The 15962-nt window shown below is 59.2% G+C and carries 13 protein-coding genes and 1 other RNA gene; 12 read left to right on the top strand and 2 right to left on the bottom strand.

Translation table 11 applies throughout. The annotated features are described in order from the left end of the window. Window positions 1–26 precede the first annotated feature (26 nt). Window positions 27–1931, bottom strand: coding sequence for a penicillin-binding protein activator (locus tag B4U49_RS16480; RefSeq protein WP_078085701.1), 1905 nt, complete (start codon window positions 1929–1931; stop codon window positions 27–29). A gap of 35 nt (window positions 1932–1966) precedes the next feature. Here B4U49_RS16480 and rsmI point away from each other — a divergent pair, with 35 nt between their 5' ends. Together rsmI and rnpB are read left to right on the top strand one after the other, a co-directional pair. Then, the gene (gene rsmI / locus B4U49_RS16475) at window positions 1967–2809 is read left to right on the top strand and encodes a 16S rRNA (cytidine(1402)-2'-O)-methyltransferase (protein WP_078085700.1); all 843 of its coding nucleotides are present in this window, start codon (window positions 1967–1969) and stop codon (window positions 2807–2809) included. A 74-nt stretch (window positions 2810–2883) separates the two neighbouring features. Continuing rightward, window positions 2884–3262, top strand: an RNA gene (gene rnpB, locus B4U49_RS16470) — RNase P RNA component class A. A gap of 54 nt (window positions 3263–3316) precedes the next feature. On the opposite strand, the gene B4U49_RS16465 is transcribed toward rnpB, so the two are convergent. Continuing rightward, complete coding sequence (locus B4U49_RS16465; RefSeq protein ID WP_181253886.1) at window positions 3317–3994, bottom strand: phosphoadenosine phosphosulfate reductase domain-containing protein; 678 nt, start codon at window positions 3992–3994, stop codon at window positions 3317–3319. 582 nt (window positions 3995–4576) lie between these two features. Between B4U49_RS16465 and mraZ the strand changes: the two genes are divergently transcribed. The 10 genes from mraZ (at window position 4577) to murG (ending at window position 15936) form a co-directional block, all read left to right on the top strand. After that, window positions 4577–5020, top strand: coding sequence for a division/cell wall cluster transcriptional repressor MraZ (gene mraZ / locus B4U49_RS16460; protein WP_078085699.1), 444 nt, complete (start codon window positions 4577–4579; stop codon window positions 5018–5020). A gap of 57 nt (window positions 5021–5077) precedes the next feature. After that, a complete protein-coding gene (gene rsmH / locus B4U49_RS16455) occupies window positions 5078–6004 on the top strand; it encodes a 16S rRNA (cytosine(1402)-N(4))-methyltransferase RsmH (RefSeq protein ID WP_078085698.1) in 927 nt (308 codons plus the stop codon). Between the two features lie 15 nt (window positions 6005–6019). Continuing rightward, window positions 6020–6292: a cell division protein FtsL gene (gene ftsL / locus B4U49_RS16450; protein ID WP_239692677.1), complete on the top strand. Its 273-nt coding sequence runs from the start codon at window positions 6020–6022 to the stop codon at window positions 6290–6292. Window positions 6293–6387: 95 nt separating this feature from the next. Next, window positions 6388–8148, top strand: coding sequence for a peptidoglycan D,D-transpeptidase FtsI family protein (locus tag B4U49_RS16445; RefSeq protein ID WP_078085697.1), 1761 nt, complete (start codon window positions 6388–6390; stop codon window positions 8146–8148). A gap of 17 nt (window positions 8149–8165) precedes the next feature. Next, on the top strand, window positions 8166–9686 hold the full coding sequence (locus tag B4U49_RS16440; protein WP_239692676.1) for a UDP-N-acetylmuramoyl-L-alanyl-D-glutamate--2,6-diaminopimelate ligase: 1521 nt from the start codon (window positions 8166–8168) through the stop codon (window positions 9684–9686). Next, window positions 9686–11056 carry a UDP-N-acetylmuramoyl-tripeptide--D-alanyl-D-alanine ligase gene (locus tag B4U49_RS16435; protein WP_078085695.1) on the top strand — a complete coding sequence of 457 codons (1371 nt, stop codon included), beginning with the start codon at window positions 9686–9688 and terminating at the stop codon, window positions 11054–11056. The genes B4U49_RS16440 and B4U49_RS16435 overlap by 1 nt, the downstream gene beginning before the upstream one ends. A 12-nt stretch (window positions 11057–11068) precedes the next feature. Further along, window positions 11069–12154 carry a phospho-N-acetylmuramoyl-pentapeptide-transferase gene (mraY, locus tag B4U49_RS16430; RefSeq protein ID WP_078085694.1) on the top strand — a complete coding sequence of 362 codons (1086 nt, stop codon included), beginning with the start codon at window positions 11069–11071 and terminating at the stop codon, window positions 12152–12154. Between the two features lie 37 nt (window positions 12155–12191). Next, window positions 12192–13607, top strand: coding sequence for a UDP-N-acetylmuramoyl-L-alanine--D-glutamate ligase (gene murD / locus B4U49_RS16425; protein ID WP_078085693.1), 1416 nt, complete (start codon window positions 12192–12194; stop codon window positions 13605–13607). Further along, window positions 13604–14842: a putative lipid II flippase FtsW gene (gene ftsW, locus B4U49_RS16420; protein ID WP_078085692.1), complete on the top strand. Its 1239-nt coding sequence runs from the start codon at window positions 13604–13606 to the stop codon at window positions 14840–14842. Before murD ends, ftsW begins: the two co-directional genes overlap by 4 nt. Next, complete coding sequence (gene murG / locus B4U49_RS16415; RefSeq protein WP_078085691.1) at window positions 14842–15936, top strand: undecaprenyldiphospho-muramoylpentapeptide beta-N-acetylglucosaminyltransferase; 1095 nt, start codon at window positions 14842–14844, stop codon at window positions 15934–15936. The genes ftsW and murG overlap by 1 nt, the downstream gene beginning before the upstream one ends. Window positions 15937–15962 lie beyond the last annotated feature (26 nt).

Below are 15962 nucleotides of genomic sequence, written 5' to 3'. Positions count from 1 at the left end.
TTTCTATGGATGAATGTAAGTTGTGTTTAATCGATGCTCGCACTGCTATCCGTGGCGATTACACCGGTTTCACCGGTAGTAATTGGCACAGGTGCTCCCTTCTCGATCTTGGTCCAGATCTGCTCGCGCACGATACGGCCATCCGCGCTCAGGCTGAGTGCGCCAGTGAGGCCATATACCTGTTGCTGCGGGAATTGACGCAGGATGGGCAGGCGCGGATACAGGCGGAATGCGTCTGCACCCAGGGCGTAGAGACGAGCAAATGCGGGTGCCGGTGCCGCCTGTTTGACAATGTTCTGCTTGGTCTTGTTGTCATCTTCAAACAGCCATGGCAGTGCGGTAAAGCGCACGCCGTTGATGTCGCGATCGCGCTGACGGTCGACGTTGCCGGCGAAAATCTGCGAAGTGGAGAACACGGGCAACTCGCCGGCGTAGAAAAACGACAGCATCGGTTTGATCTGTCGTGCCTGCTGGGGTTGTGCGAGCACGAACAGCATATCCACATCGCCGCGACGACGCGGTGTGAATTTCAGTGGAGCTGCCAGTTTGCTGCGCAGCTCCCGCTCGCGCTCCTTGCTCTCGGAGATCAGCAGGGAGTCACTGACCAGCTGGGAAAAGTTGGTATTGTCGCGATAGTTGCGGCTCTCGCTGACGGTGCCGCCGAGTCGGTTCCACTCTTCGGTAAATGCCTCCAGGCCGCGCTGCCCCCAGCTGGATTCCGGGGCCAGGATCATCGCTTGGCGATGCCCCTGTCGATAAGCCTGTCGCGCCACCTGACGGGCTTCGTCTTCGATGGCAAGCCCGAACTGTACCAGGTCGTCAGTCAGTCGCCCCTGATCGCCATAGTTCAGTGCCAGGGTCGGCACCGGCAGGGTTTCGGTGGCCAGCAGATTGGCGACCTTGTTCTTGTCCAGCGGTCCGATTACCGCTTGAGCGCCGTTGTTAACGGCGGTCTGGTAGATTTCCTCAAACTGCTGGCTGGTGCCGGTGTCGTAAACCCGCACCTGGGGTGTCGGGGCGCCGGCATCCAGGGCGCTGTAGTAGGCTGCCATAAAGCCGTCGCGAATCGCGCGTCCCGCGCTTCCCAGGGGACCGGAGAGAGGCAGCAACAGGGCGACATTCTGCGCGCGCTGGGACGCCAGGCGTTCCAGTAGCTGCAGCGCCTGGGGCGGGTGGGAGACGGCGGTGTGGGATGGCCATTGCTGGCGCCAGCGGCTGAGCGCGGTCAGCTGGGTGCTGATATCTGCCTGGGTATCGCGTCCAAGCAGGGCGAGCTGGTACCAGGCGCGCATTTTGGAGTCCAGGCTCTCTGCGGCACGCTGCTTGAGTTCACTGGAGGGTAGCTGGGTAAGCAATTGCCAGAATCCATCGTTATTGGCGGCAATGGCTTCGTCGTCCAGGGCCAGAGGGGCAATGCGCTGGCGCTCTGCGATGCCGCTGTCGATATCGCCCATCAGGCTCCACAGGTCGGCGCGCAGATTGCGCAGCGGCAGGGCTGTATCGGCGGGGATCTGGAACCAGGCTTGCTCGAGGCGCGGAGCGCTTACCAGGTCAAGCGCGGCGAAAAACTCGTCGTCTGCAGCCAGGGCGCTACCGTACACATGGGCGTACTTGGCGTACTCGGTGTCTGTCAGCTGCTCTGCATCGATGGTGCCGGCAGCTTGGCGGACCGTCGCGTTATCGCCCAGAGTGTATAGAATGGCGGCCGCCTGCAGCTGTGCCCGGTCTTTTTCCGGGGATGGCAACTGGTTGGCGCTATTCAACAGGCGGATGGCATTCTGGCGGTCCGCTACGGCAGGGTTGCCGGTGTTGGCCGGGACCTGCGCGCCGGGCTCGGTGCTCGGAGTCTGGCACCCGGCCAGGGTCAGCGCCAGAGTGGCGGCTGCCAGGCTATTGATAACGAAGGGGATTCGCCGGTAAAGGGCGGACATATTCTTCTCCCACAAAACTTATTCTGGAGTGAACTATGGGGCTGGATACAGCGGTGCTATATATCGTCGCGACGCCCATTGGCAATTTGGCGGATATGGTACCGCGAGCGGTCGAAGTTCTACAATCCGCGGATTTGGTGGCGGCGGAAGACACCCGTCACAGTCAGAGACTTTTTTCCCATTTTTCCATCGATACCCCCCTGGTGGCGTACCACGACCACTCCGATGACCAGAGGACCACAAAAATTCTGCAGCGTCTGGAAGCGGGGCAGACGGTGGCACTGATTTCCGATGCGGGTACCCCGCTGATCTCCGATCCCGGCTATCGCCTGGTGCGCGAAGCGCGCGAGCGCGGTTTTACCGTGGTGCCCATCCCGGGGCCGTGCGCTTTTGTTGCCGCGCTGTCTGCGGCCGGCCTGCCCAGTGACCGCTTCAGCTTTGAGGGGTTTCTGCCAGCTAAACCACTGGCGCGGGAGAAGGCACTGCAGCAGCTCGCGGGAGAGACCCGGACCATGGTGTTTTACGAGGCGCCGCACCGGGTGCTGGATACCCTGCGCGCCATGCAGCAAGCCTTCGGCGACACCCGCGAGGCGGTGATCGCCCGAGAAATCAGCAAGGCGTTCGAAACCATTCACCTGCTGCCCCTGGCGGAGCTGGTGAAATGGGTGGAGGCCGACAGCAATCAACAGCGGGGTGAGATTGTGCTGCTGGTGCGGGGGGCGGCTGAAGGTAAGGCGTCGGAGCTGGATGCGGAAGCTGAGCGGGTGATGAAACTGTTGCTGGCCGAATTGCCGCCCAAGCGTGCGGCCGCGGTGGCGGCGGAGATTACCGGGGTAAACAAAAAGCTGCTGTATAACTGGTCGCTGGCGCAAAAGTAGGGCGATCGGGGTGATTGACGCGCAGGCCGGAGGTTCTGCTTGCATCTGCCTGCAGCGGTCATTACTCTTCGCGCCGAGTCAGCCAGGCAATCGCTGTTTCGTCGCCTTCGGGTGATGGGATGGAGGAAAGTCCGGGCTCCATAGGGTGGAACGCCAGGTAACGCCTGGGGGGCGCGAGCCTACGGAAAGTGCAGCAGAGAGTAGACCGCCGATGGCTTCCCTGGATTTCGGTTTGGGGGAGCACAGGTAAGGGTGAAAGGGTGCGGTAAGAGCGCACCGCGCGGCTGGTAACAGTCCGCGGCACGGTAAACCCCGTTCGGAGCAAGACCAAATAGGCCCTCTATAGGTGTGACCCGCACTGAGGGCGGGTAGGTCGCTTGAGGTGTCTGGCGACAGGCATCCCAGATGAATGATTGTCCGCGACAGAACCCGGCTTATCGGCTGACTCACCAAATTCCGATGTTTGCCAGCTGCGGCGCAGCTGGCTCTCTTCCTGAGCCTTCCCGCTTATTTCTGCAGTAAAAGCCCGCACTCGCGATGCTCTTCGCCCTTGGTTGGATCGAAGTACACATCGTTGTCCGGCAAGTCGTTCTCGTATACGTACTCTTCCACGTCAATTTCCTTGAGGTGGAACATGGGTGCCACACGGATGGTGCCGTGATTGCCCTTGGTAAAGATATCGAGACCTTGACGGTGGGCATTTTGATCGTGGCGGATACCGTTCAGCCATACGTCGGGCTTCAGTTCCTGCATCGCGCGATTGAACGGCTCCAGCTTGACCGTGCGGGAGAAGAAGTCGTGCTCCGGGGTGTCCAGCGGGGGGATACCACCGTAGACCGCGTTGTAATGCGCCGCCGACATTTTCGGGGAATAGGTGTACAGGTTCAGATCGAGTAGCTTGATGACTTTCTCGATATGACGGTAGGTTTCCGGCGTGTTGTAGCCGTGATCCACCCAGATCACCGGGATATCGGGTTTGGCGCGGGTGACCAGGTGCAGGAAAGCCACTGCCAGTGGGCGGAAGTTGGTAAACACCACTGGGTTCTCCGCCTCGGCGATGGTGAACTGCATGATTTCACTGGGCTTGCTGCCTTTGAAGCGCTGATTGAGCGCGTCCAGGTCCGCACCGTGATGGAAGGTGCGTGTAGTGGCGCTCTGTTTGCTCAGTCCTGCTGAAAAGCCCATTGCGGTGTATTCCTGATGAAATTTTGGATACGGCAAAGCTACAGCGACTCGACTCCCATTAAAAATAATAAAAGCTGATTTTTATATGCCCTGATGTTCTAACATGAGTCCTTGGTACCGCTTTCCCGTCTTCTTCGAGGGGGGTGGCACCCGTATCCTTTCTTGTGCGCCCCTGGCGCGTTTCTCGTCCTCCGGTGGCCAGTCCGGTTAGTGTCCACTCGCAAATCGGGTTTTTGTTTGGCTTCAGGGCGCTCCAACTCAAACTTAAAGTAACTTGTCAGCTTGCCAAAGTAAGTGCTTGCTCTGTTGCATATTTGCTCACCCATGGTTGCGCGCAAAATGTAAACACTTCGCCTGTAGGCCGCGAAAATACTGGGTTTTTTCTCTGGAGATACTGTCGATTTCCTTGACTTTATGCCGTCCAGATTTATAGTGTCGGAAGTGGAGAAAAGTGGAATTTTGTGGGGCTTGGTGGGATGAATGTGGTTGTGAGTGGTTAATCACGCATCCCTGTGGCAAATCGCGCAAATTTTCGCCTTTCACAATCAAAACCGAGCCAGGGGCGATCGCGGAAGCTGATCCATGTATCTGGGAAGTCACGCAATCAATATGGACGCCAAGGGGCGTCTGGCCATTCCGGCGCGAGTCAGGGACTCGCTGCTGGAAGATTGTGGTGGCCGGCTGGTCGTTACTGCGCATACGGAAGAGCGCTGCCTGCTCGTCTATCCAGAGGCGCAGTGGCGCGAAATTCTCCCTAAAATCGAAGCGCTGTCCAGCTTCAACAAGGTTGCTCGCCGCGCACAGCGGCTGCTGATTGGTTATGCCTGCGAGCTGCAGGTAGATGCCAATGGCCGTGTCCTGATTCCGCCGACCCTGCGTGAGTACGCCGGGTTGGAGAAAAAACTGATGCTCGTAGGTCAGGGCAAGAAGCTCGAGCTATGGAGTGAAGACCGCTGGATGGATTGGCTGGATGACAGCGAGGGCGACGGAGAGATGCCGGAAGAGATGGCATCTCTGTCGCTCTAATTGGGTTCCGGCAGCAAGTTTCACAAACGATTTTTAACAAATTCAGGAGGGCGCGGGGTGTCCCAAGATCTGCATCGCAGTGTGTTGTTGCGCGAGGCTGTGGATGCCCTGGTGGTAGATCCCGACGGCTTTTATATAGACGGGACCTTTGGGCGCGGTGGCCACAGTGCACTGGTGCTCGAGCGGCTGGGAGAGGCCGGTCGCCTGCTGGCGGTGGATAAGGATCCCCAGGCCATCGAATTTGCCGGAGAGCGTTTTGGCAGTGAGCCGCGTTTTGATATCTGGCACGGATCCTTTGCCGATATGGATCAGGCCGCAGCCGGAATGGCCGGGCAGGTAAGCGGAATTCTGCTGGATCTGGGGGTTTCCTCACCACAGCTGGATCAGGCTGAGCGCGGTTTCAGCTTTATGCAGGACGGCCCGCTGGATATGCGGATGGATACCAGCCGCGGAATGAGTGCCGCGGATTGGGTGAACACGGAGTCTGAGGCCGAGCTGGCCCGGGTGTTCAAGGAATACGGGGAAGAGCGTTTTGCGCGCCGCATGGCTGGGGCTATCGTGCGCCGGCGGGTAGAAGAGCCGTTTGCGCGCACCCTGGATCTGGCTGAGGTGGTGAAAGCTGCCAACCCTGCCTGGGAAAAAGGGAAGCATCCGGCAACACGGGTATTCCAGGCCATCCGGATTCACGTCAACGGGGAGCTGGATGATCTGAAGGCTGCACTGGAGAAATCTCTGGCGCTGCTGAAGCCGGGCGGTCGCCTGGTGGTGATCAGCTTCCACTCGCTAGAGGATCGCATAGTGAAGCGATTCATCCGAGAACAGGAAAAGGGGCCGCAATTGCCGCGCGGCCTGCCGGTAATGGACAGTCAGATTCACCGCACGCTGCGTTCCCTGGGCAAGGCGGTGAAGGCCGAGGCCGAAGAAATCGGTGACAACGTGCGGTCGCGCAGCGCCGTAATGCGCGTGGCTGAGCGACTGGGCTGATGGCAGTGAGTTGAGGTGGATTTGAACGGAAACCGATGGTTACTGGCCGGACTCTGGGGGCTGCTGATGGTTTCAGCTCTGGGCGTGGTGCACACCACCCAGCAAAGTCGGGCGCTGACCGCCCAGCTGGAAAAGGCGCAACACCATCGCGATGAGTTGCGCTACGAGCAGGAGCGGTTGTTGCTGGAGCGCGGTGCCTGGTCGGCCTACAGCCGGATCGAACAGGTGGCCCGGGAGGAGCTGCATATGCGGGCTCCGACACCGGCAGAGCGGGTACTGGTCAAATAGTTAGCCACAGTAAGTAATAAAAAGAAGCAAGAAGCAGTACGACGAAAGAGCAAGTAGATAAAAGGTGCGCGAAAAGCGCAGGGAATATTTCGATCATGGGTGCAGTGAAAAAACAGCAACAACAGCCGGGCATTGCCCGCTGGCGCTTTGCGCTGGTGGCTGGTTTGCTGTGCCTGCTGGCCGTGTCCCTGATCGTGCACCTGGCGGGTCTGCAGGTATTGCCGGAGCAGGACAAGGGTTACCGCTTCCTGCAGGACCAGGGGCGCGCGCGCACCATTCGCACCGAAGAGATTGCCGCCTACCGGGGTTCCATTCTTGACCGCAACGGCGAACTGCTCGCGGTGAGCACCCCGGTGCAGACCATCTGGGCAAATCCCCAGTTGTTGAAAGAGGCAAGTGCGGAAGAATTGCGCGCGCTCGCGGCGGCGTTGGGTACGCCGCCGGCGCGTCTTGCCAAGCGACTGGAAAAGTATCGCAACAAGGGCTTCATGTACCTCCGTCGACATATGACGCCAGAGCGCGCCGACAAGGTGCTTGGCCTGGATCTGGCGGGCGTATACAGCAAGAAGGAATACCGCCGTTTTTACCCGGCCGGCGAGGTCACTGCGCAGTTGCTGGGCTTTACTAATATTGACGACCTCGGTCAGGAGGGGCTTGAGCTCGCCTACGAGCAGTCCCTTGCGGGAGAGGCAGGTAAGCGTCAGGTGGTGAAAGATCTGAAAGGGCGCACGGTGCAGGATCTGGCAGTGAAGCAGGAGGCGCGCCCCGGTCGCGACCTGCAGCTCACCATTGATATGCGCCTGCAGTACCTGGCCTATCGGGAGCTTAAGAAGGCGGTAGCGGAAAACGGTGCCGCCTCCGGCTTTATGGTGATCCTGGATACCCAGAGTGGCGACGTGTTGGCGATGGCCAATCAACCTTCTTTTAACCCGAACAATCGTCACGGGGTAAAGGCAGCAGCGATGCGCAACCGTGCGCTGATCGACCAATTCGAGCCGGGGTCCACCATTAAGCCGCTGACTGCGCTGGCGGCACTGGAGACCGGGCGCTACACGCCCCATACCCGTATCAATACCAGCCCCGGCTATATCCGCCTGCCGGGCAAGACGCTGCTGGATCCGGTGAACTACGGCGAAATTGATCTGACCCGGGTGATCACCAAGTCCAGCCAGGTCGGTATCACCAAGGTGGCGATGGATCTGGAGCCGGAAACCCTGCGTGAACTTTTTTACCGTCTGGGGCTCGGAGAGGCGGTTGGCAGCGGATTCCCCGGGGAGGCGCCGGGCATTCTGCCCACCCGGGATCGTTGGCATCCCATAGAATTGGCCAACTTTGCCTTCGGCTACGGTTTAACGGTGAATGCCGTGCAACTGGCCCAGGCCTACAGTGTCGTCGCCAATGCCGGGCTCAAGCGCCCGGTTTCGCTGATTTTGGCGCAAGGGAAAAAGCCGGTACCGGGTGAACACGTGGTCGAGCCTGAATTGGCGCGTCAGGTGAGCGCTATGCTGGAGACCGTGATTGGCCCCGAGGGCACCGGCAAACGGGCCGCCGTGGAAGGCTATCGGGTGGCGGGCAAGACCGGGACGGTGCACAAAGTGGGTAGCGACGGCTATGCCGATAATCGCTACCGGTCGGTGTTTGCCGGATTTGTTCCGGCGGATAATCCGCGCCTCGCAGCGGTGGTTGTCATCGACGATCCGAGTAATGCCAAGTACTACGGCGGCGAAGTGGCCGCGCCGGTATTCGGCAAAGTAATGACCGGTGCCATGCGCCTGTTGCAGGTGCCACCGGAAAAGGTTGCCCCTGCTGAGCAGCAGTTGGCGACGCAGCTGGACGAGAGAGGTACTGCATCGTGAACCAGCAGAATGCATTTTTGAATCGAAAAATTTCCCTGGTGACCCTGGTGCCGGGTTACGCGGGAATACCGGATATCCAAGTGACTGGCGTGGCGCTCGATAGCCGCCAGGTCAAAGCCGGTGACGTATTTATGGCACTGCGCGGCACCGTAGTAGACGGGCGTCAGTTTATTGATGCTGCCATCGACAATGGCGCTGCCGCAGTGCTGGCGGATGGCGATGTGCTGGGCAGTGAAGAGCACAACGGCGTGCAGGTTGTCACTGTTCCCGGGCTGGCTGCGCGAGTGGGAGAGATCGCTGCGCGCTTTTACGGACATCCATCGGAATCCATGTACCTGGTCGGGGTAACGGGTACCAATGGCAAGTCCACCTGTGCCTACCTGGCTTCCCAGTTACTGGCGAAGCATTTCGGCAGCGCTGCGGTGATGGGCACCATTGGCAATGGCGTCTGGAAAGATGGCGCGATCAGCCTGCATGAGACCGGCCTGACCACGCCAGACCCGGTGCGCCTGCAGCACGATTATGCGGAGTTTTATGCCCAGGGCGCGCGCGCAGCAGCCATGGAAGTGTCTTCCCACTCACTGTCCCAGGGGCGAGTGCACGGGCTGGTGTTCGATACCGCGGTATTTACCAACTTGACCCGCGACCACCTCGATTACCACGGCAATATGGCTGCCTACGGCGCAGCCAAGGAAAAGTTGTTCGGTTTGCCCAAGCTCAAGCGCGGTGTGATCAATATTGACGACCCGTTCGGTGCGCAGATGGTAGAGCGTTGCAAGCTGCGCGGACTCAAGGTGATTACCTATGGGCTGCAGTCCGGGGATCTTCAGGTGCGCAACCTGAAACGTCTTGACGACGGATTTGCCGTGGATCTGATCACCCCCTGGGGAGAAGGCGAGCTGCGCGCCCCGCTGATTGGCGATTTCAACATCCACAATGCGCTGGCGGTCGTTGCCGCTGTGGGCGCCGCAAGTATGCCGCTCGCGGAAATTCTTGCCGAGTTCCCCAATATCCAGCCAGTACCTGGGCGTATGGAGCGTGTCGCGAACGCAGTAGGGACTGCGGATGGAATCAATGTGCTGGTGGATTATGCACACACACCGGACGCATTGCGCGCGGCGTTGGAGGCGGCTCGTCCATACTGCCGCGGCAAGCTCTGGTGTGTCTTCGGTTGTGGTGGAGACCGCGACAACGGCAAGCGCGCGCCCATGGGCCGGATTGCGGCAGAACTTGCCGATCATGCTGTGGTGACCAGTGACAACCCGCGCGGGGAAGACCCGCAGGCAATTGTGGATGAAATTCTCGAAGGCATTGACGGTGGCGCCGACGGCGATCACTGCAGTGTAAAGGTCGATCGCGCCGAGGCGATTCACTATGCCATTGGCGAAGCGGCCGCCGGCGATACGGTTCTGATTGCAGGTAAGGGGCACGAAGATTACCAGCTGATCGCCGGAGAAAAATTACATTTCTGTGATCGCGAACAGGCCGCCGAGGCTCTCGCACGCAGAGCCGAGCAAGAAATGGAGGGAAGCCGCTGATGATCGCACCGCTCTCCCTGCAACAGCTGCAACAGCGTTTTGGTGGTGAACTGGTCAATGGCTCCGTGGAGTTCGATGCGGTGTGCACCGATACCCGTAAGCTGGATGCACGTTCGGTGTTTGTTGCCCTGCGCGGTGAGAGTTTTGACGCCCACGATTTCCTTGCCCAGGTAGACGGCAAGGTTCTCGGGGTGGTGACGGAAAAAGCCATCGAAGGCTCGGCGATGCCACAGTGGCTGGTATCCGATACCACTGTGGCCCTTGGCCAGATTGGTCGCTTGTGTCGTGAGCAGTTCGATGGGCCGGTTATCGGGATAACCGGTTCCTGCGGCAAAACCACCGTCAAGGAAATGCTGGCGGCAATTTTCGGGCAGCGTCACAAGGTGTGCGTTACCCGGGGCAACCTGAACAATCACTTCGGCGTGCCCATGACCCTGTTTTCGCTGGCGCCGGAACACGAGGTCCTGATCGTCGAAATGGGGGCCAGTGGCCCTAACGAAATCGGATATCTGTGCGGAATTGCAAAGCCGCGGATCACAGCGGTGAACAATGTGATGCCGGCGCATGTGGAGGGGTTCGGCTCCGTCGATGGCATCGCTACCGCCAAGGGGCAGATCTACACCAGCCTGGATAACGGTGGAATCGCGGTCATTAACGCGGATGATAATTACGCGGATTACTGGCGCGGTGAAATGCCCGAAGGTGTGCGTATCCTCGAGGTTGGTTTCGGGCATCAATGTGCGATCCACCCGGACAATATCGCGTTGAATGCACTGGGGTGCCCGTCTTTTGATCTGGTGATCGAGGGCGTATCCCACCCGGTGCAACTGCAGTTGCTTGGCGAACACAATGTGCACAATGCGCTGGTCGCCGCGGGCTGTGCCTACGCTGCGGGTATTCCGGTTGCGGAAATTGCTGCGGGGCTCAGTGCGCTGGCGGGTGTTGGCGGCCGTATGCAGTCGTTTACCGGCGTATCTGGAGCCGCGCTTATTGACGACAGCTATAACGCGAATCCCGGTTCCGTCAGTGCAGCCATCGAGCTACTGGCGCAGCGGGAAGGCAAGAAAATATTGGTTCTGGGAGACATGGCAGAACTCGGTCCGGAAGCGGATCGCGCACATCGTGATATGGGGCAGCTGGCCCGTGAACGCGGTGTCGATCAACTGTTTACCCTGGGTACCCTGAGTGCGGCAGCGAGCATCGAATTTGCTGCTGGGCACCCAAGCAAACAAAGGAATTTTTCCGAGCGCGAGGCCCTGGTTCGGGCGCTGGCGCCGGAGCTGGATGGAAACACCACTGTGCTGGTGAAAGGTTCCCGCAGTGCGCGTATGGAACTGGTTGTGCAGGCACTGACCAACGGGAATCAATAGAAGGTTTTAACGATGCTGCTATGGCTGGCTGAATATCTACAACAGTTTGAGAAAGGCTTTTCGGTCTTCAATTACCTGACCGTGCGCGCCATTCTCGGCGCGCTGACCGCGCTGGGTATTTCTCTGCTGGTAGGGCCGCGCATGATCACCTGGCTGAACCGGCTTCAGGTGGGGCAGGCCGTGCGGGACGATGGCCCGCAGTCCCATTTGAGCAAGTCCGGTACCCCTACCATGGGTGGCACCCTGATCCTCGCGGCAATTTTTTCCGCGTCCTTGCTGTGGTCTGACCTTAGCAACCGGCTGGTGTGGGTAACCCTGCTGGTTACCTTTGTGTTTGGTGCAGTGGGTTTTGTAGACGACTACAAGAAAGTCGTGGAAAAAAATTCTCGTGGACTGATCGCCCGCTGGAAGTATTTCTGGCAATCGGTTGCCGGGCTGGGCGCAGCAATTTACCTGTATATGAGTGCGACCACGCCCGCGGAAACCCAGTTGTTTGTGCCGTTTTTCAAGGACGTGGCGATCAACCTGGGGCCCATCACATTTGTACTGCTGACATATTTTGTAGTGGTCGGGTCGAGTAATGCCGTCAACCTCACCGATGGCCTGGATGGTCTCGCGATCATGCCGTCGGTCATGGTTGGCGGCGCACTGGGGGTGATTGCTTATCTGGTGGGACACGTGGAATTTGCCACCTACCTGCATATTCCATCGATTTCCGGAGCGGGGGAGCTCGCCGTATTCTGCGCTGCATTGGGTGGGGCCGGGCTGGGGTTTCTCTGGTTCAACACCTATCCGGCCCAGGTGTTTATGGGCGACGTGGGTGCGCTGGCACTGGGTGCAGCGCTGGGCATCATTGCCGTCATCACCCGCCACGAGATCGTACTGTTCATCATGGGCGGGGTATTCGTGATGGAAACGGTATCGGTGATTTTGCAGGTGGCGTCTTTCAAGCTGACCGGAAAACGTATTTTCCGTATGGCGCCGCTGCACCACCATTTTGAATTGAAAGGCTGGCCAGAGCCGCGAGTGATTGTGCGCTTCTGGATTATTACCGTGGTACTGGTGCTCGCCGGTCTGGCGACACTCAAGCTGCGCTGATTTGAATTAAACACACACTGGAATACATAAAGAGCCAATGAGCCTCATCGCAACCTCAGAGAAAAAAGTGGTGATCGGACTGGGCGCTACCGGGCAATCGGTAGTGCGCTTTCTGCTGCGCCAGGGTATTTCTCCGGTTGTGGTAGACAGTCGCGAAGCGCCCCCGGCACTCGCAGCCTTTCGTGAAGAGTTTCCCAGCGTGCCTGTGGAATGCGGTCCTCTTAACAGTGAGACGCTGCTGGCGGCTAGCGAGATTATCGCGAGTCCTGGTATCGGTGTGGCGGAACCGGCGATTGCTGCGGCAGTGGAGGCGGATATCCCGGTGATTGGCGATATCGAGCTGTTTGCCCGCGAGCTGGCAGCGGCCGAGCCTGCGCCCAAAGTGATTTCGATTACCGGCTCCAATGGCAAGACAACCGTAACAACCCTGATGGGGTTGATGGCAGAAGCCGCGGGCGTGGACGTCCGTGTGGGTGGCAATATCGGGGTGCCGGTACTGGATCTGCTGACCGGGCAAGAAAAGCTGCCGGAACTGTTTGTGCTGGAGTTGTCGAGTTTCCAGCTGGAAACCACTTACTCGCTGCAGTCCGAAGTTGCGACGATTCTCAATGTCAGCGCCGACCATATGGACCGCTACGAGAACCTGGCCGCATATCACCGGGCAAAGCAGCGGGTATATCGCCACGCGCGCCAGTTCGTAATCAATCGCGCGGATCCACTGACCCGTGGGCCCCTGTCGCGGGAAAGCCGCGAGTGGAGTTTCGGGCTGGATCGTCCGGACCTGCAGCAATTTGGTGTTATCTACGCCGATGGTGAAAGCTGGTTGGCACAGGGCGCCGACAAGCTGATGCCGACCGCCGAGCTGGGCATGGTGGGCAGTCACAATGTGGCCAATGCGCTGGCGGCACTGGCACTGGGTACTGCAGTTGACTTACCTATGTCTGCCATGTTGGAGGTGTTGCGTACATTTACCGGCTTGGCCCACCGCTGTGAGCGGGTAGCGGATCGCGACGGCATCACTTTTGTAAATGATTCTAAAGGCACGAATGTCGGTGCCACTCGTGCGGCACTGGATGGCCTTGTCGACGGTGAGCGGAAGATCGTGCTGATCGCGGGTGGCGATGGCAAAGGAGCTGATTTCTCTCCGCTGGCGGCGGCCGCGCACACCCTGCGCGGACTAGTCACCGTCGGCGTGGACGGGCCCAGAATCGCGGACGCCTTCGCAGACAAAGTAGCTCAGACCCCAGCGTCAACTATGGATGAAGCGGTCTCAGCAGCGACTGCCATGGCGCACAGCGGTGATTTTGTATTGCTGTCGCCGGCTTGCGCCAGTTTTGATATGTACCGGAATTTTGAGGCGCGCGGCGAAGATTTTCGTCGTGCGGTCAATAAGCAGATCGCAGCCTCTGGTAGCGACGCCGATACTGCGCAGGACGCAGGAGGTGCGCAGTGAGCCGCAAGGATCAGACCAAATTGAAAGTGGCGGCGAATGATCAGATTGATGAGCTCGCCTGGCTCCTGCCGTTCTGTGTGCTGGCGCTCGCCAGTATCGGTGTGGTGATGGTGGCCTCGGCTTCTATCGCATTTGCCACTGACGTGTACAACGATGCCTGGTATTTCCTGAAGCGGCACCTGGTGTTCCTGGCTGCCGGTGCTTTTGGTGCACTGGTAGTGAGCCGCGTCTCGCTGGCGACCTGGTCCAACCTGTCCTGGACCCTGTTGATTTTCGCCTGCGGCATGTTGCTGGTGGTGTTGATTCCCGGTGTGGGGCGTGCGGTGAACGGCAGTATGCGCTGGATTGCCCTGGGCCCGATTACCGTGCAGCCGGCGGAGATTGCCAAGTTTTGCTGTCTGATTTTTTTCGCCAGCTTTCTGACGCGGCGCCACGAGAAGTTGCGGCACTGGAGCAGCTTTATGGTGCCGATTTCTGTGCTGGGTATTGTGGCGATACTGTTGTTACTGGAACCGGATTTTGGCTCGGTGGTGGTCATTTCCGGCACTGCCCTGGCGATGGTGTTTCTCGCCGGCGCGCGTCTGCCGCACACGTTTTTGCTGGTAGGGCTCGCGGCCTGTGGGCTGGTGTTGATGGCGCTGGTGAGTCCGTATCGATTGCAGCGACTGACGACATTCCTCGACCCCTGGGGTGAACAGTATGCCGGTGGCTACCAGTTGACCCAGTCACTGATCGCGTTCGGCCGCGGTGAGTGGTTTGGTGTCGGTCTCGGCAATAGTGTGCAGAAACTTTTTTACCTGCCGGAAGCGCATACGGATTTTGTGTTTGCGATTCTGGCGGAAGAGTGGGGCATGTTCGGTGGCCTGGTTGTGATAGGTCTTTATGTGGCACTCACCTGGTCTCTGCTGCGGTTGGTGCGCAAGGCGCTGGTGAAGCAGGAATTTTTTGCTGCACTGTTGACCTTCGGCATTGCGGTGCTGCTGGCCGGACAGGCCTTCGTCAACATGGGCGTTGCTTCCGGACTGTTGCCAACCAAGGGGCTGACGCTGCCGTTTGTCAGTTCCGGTGGCTCCAGCCTGGTGGTGTGTTTCGCCCTGTTTGGCCTGGCGTGGCGCGCACAGAAAGAATTGAACAGTGATCAAAAGGAATCGGAGGGCAGTATCGCCAAGATTCGACAACTGCCTATTTTCAATCCCCTGCAACTGGGTGATCGGAAAACCGGGGAGGCGGCGTGATGACTCAGACTGACAACGCGCCGTTCACCGGCAAAAAATTTCTGGTGATGGCAGGTGGAACTGGTGGGCATGTTTTCCCGGCACTGGCGGTTGCCCGTGCGCTGCAGGCGCAGGGTGGCGTGGTCGAGTGGCTTGGTACCATGCGCGGTATCGAAGCGCAGCTGATTCCTGCGGCGGATATCCCGCTGCACTTTATTACGGTGGAAGGGGTGCGTGGCAAGGGTGCAGGAGCTCTGCTGAAAGCGCCCATTCAGATCAGTAAAGCGATCTGGCAGGCACGCCAGGTGGTCAAAAATGTGAAACCGGATGCGGTGCTTGGGTTTGGCGGGTTTGCCACCGGACCGGGCGGCGTTGCCGCACGACTCGCCGGGATACCGCTGATCATCCATGAGCAGAACGCGGTGGCCGGTACTACCAACCGCTTGCTGGCGAAAATTGCCAGTCGCGTGCTGGAGGCATTCCCCAGTGGTTTGCCCGCCGCTCAGGAGGTGGGTAATCCGGTGCGCTCAGAAATTGCAGAACTGCCAGCGCCGGCTGAGCGGGTGGGCAAGTCCTCACCGCTGCGTCTGCTAGTGCTGGGCGGTAGCCTCGGCGCTGTGGCGATCAATGAGCTGGTGCCGCAAGCGTTGGCAAAACTATCAGCGGACAAGCGCCCGCAGGTAGTACACCAGGCTGGTCAGCGTCACCTGGATCTGGCAAAGGAAGCCTACGAACGTGCCGATGTAGAGGCTCAGGTAGTTCCGTTTATCAGCGATATGGCCGGTGCCTACGCGCAAGCGGATCTGGTGATCTGTCGATCCGGTGCACTCACCGTATCTGAAATTGCGGCTGCGGGACTCGGTGCCATCATGGTGCCTTTCCCATTTGCCATTGATGACCACCAGACCAAAAACGGCGAGTGGTTGGAAAAGGCCGGCGCGGCGCGAGTGATCCAGCAGGATGCGTTGGACCCAGACCAGCTCGCCGCATTACTCGAGGAGTTGTTTGCCGAGCCGAAAAAATTACTGGCAATGGCTGAGGCTGCACGCCGTGTCGCCAGACCTGATGCGACCGACCGGGTGTTGGACGTATGTCGCGAAGAGATGGGGTGTTGATATGTCTCGCGAATCAAAGAATTCAG

Source organism: Microbulbifer mangrovi, assembly GCF_002009015.1.
Taxonomy (GTDB): Bacteria; Pseudomonadota; Gammaproteobacteria; order Pseudomonadales; family Cellvibrionaceae; genus Microbulbifer; species Microbulbifer mangrovi.
The sequence above is the reverse complement of the archived record's forward strand: the minus strand, read 5'-3'. Positions and strand labels throughout refer to the sequence as shown.

Coding starts and splice junctions, on each gene's coding strand:
- mraY (WP_078085694.1), top strand. CDS start 11,069: ATGCTGCTATGGCTGGCTGAATATCTACAACAGTTTGAGAAAGGCTTT.
- B4U49_RS16465 (WP_181253886.1), bottom strand. CDS start 3,994: ATGGGCTTTTCAGCAGGACTGAGCAAACAGAGCGCCACTACACGCACC.
- B4U49_RS16435 (WP_078085695.1), top strand. CDS start 9,686: ATGATCGCACCGCTCTCCCTGCAACAGCTGCAACAGCGTTTTGGTGGT.
- murD (WP_078085693.1), top strand. CDS start 12,192: ATGAGCCTCATCGCAACCTCAGAGAAAAAAGTGGTGATCGGACTGGGC.
- mraZ (WP_078085699.1), top strand. CDS start 4,577: ATGTATCTGGGAAGTCACGCAATCAATATGGACGCCAAGGGGCGTCTG.
- rsmI (WP_078085700.1), top strand. CDS start 1,967: ATGGGGCTGGATACAGCGGTGCTATATATCGTCGCGACGCCCATTGGC.
- B4U49_RS16480 (WP_078085701.1), bottom strand. CDS start 1,931: ATGTCCGCCCTTTACCGGCGAATCCCCTTCGTTATCAATAGCCTGGCA.
- murG (WP_078085691.1), top strand. CDS start 14,842: ATGACTCAGACTGACAACGCGCCGTTCACCGGCAAAAAATTTCTGGTG.
- B4U49_RS16445 (WP_078085697.1), top strand. CDS start 6,388: ATGGGTGCAGTGAAAAAACAGCAACAACAGCCGGGCATTGCCCGCTGG.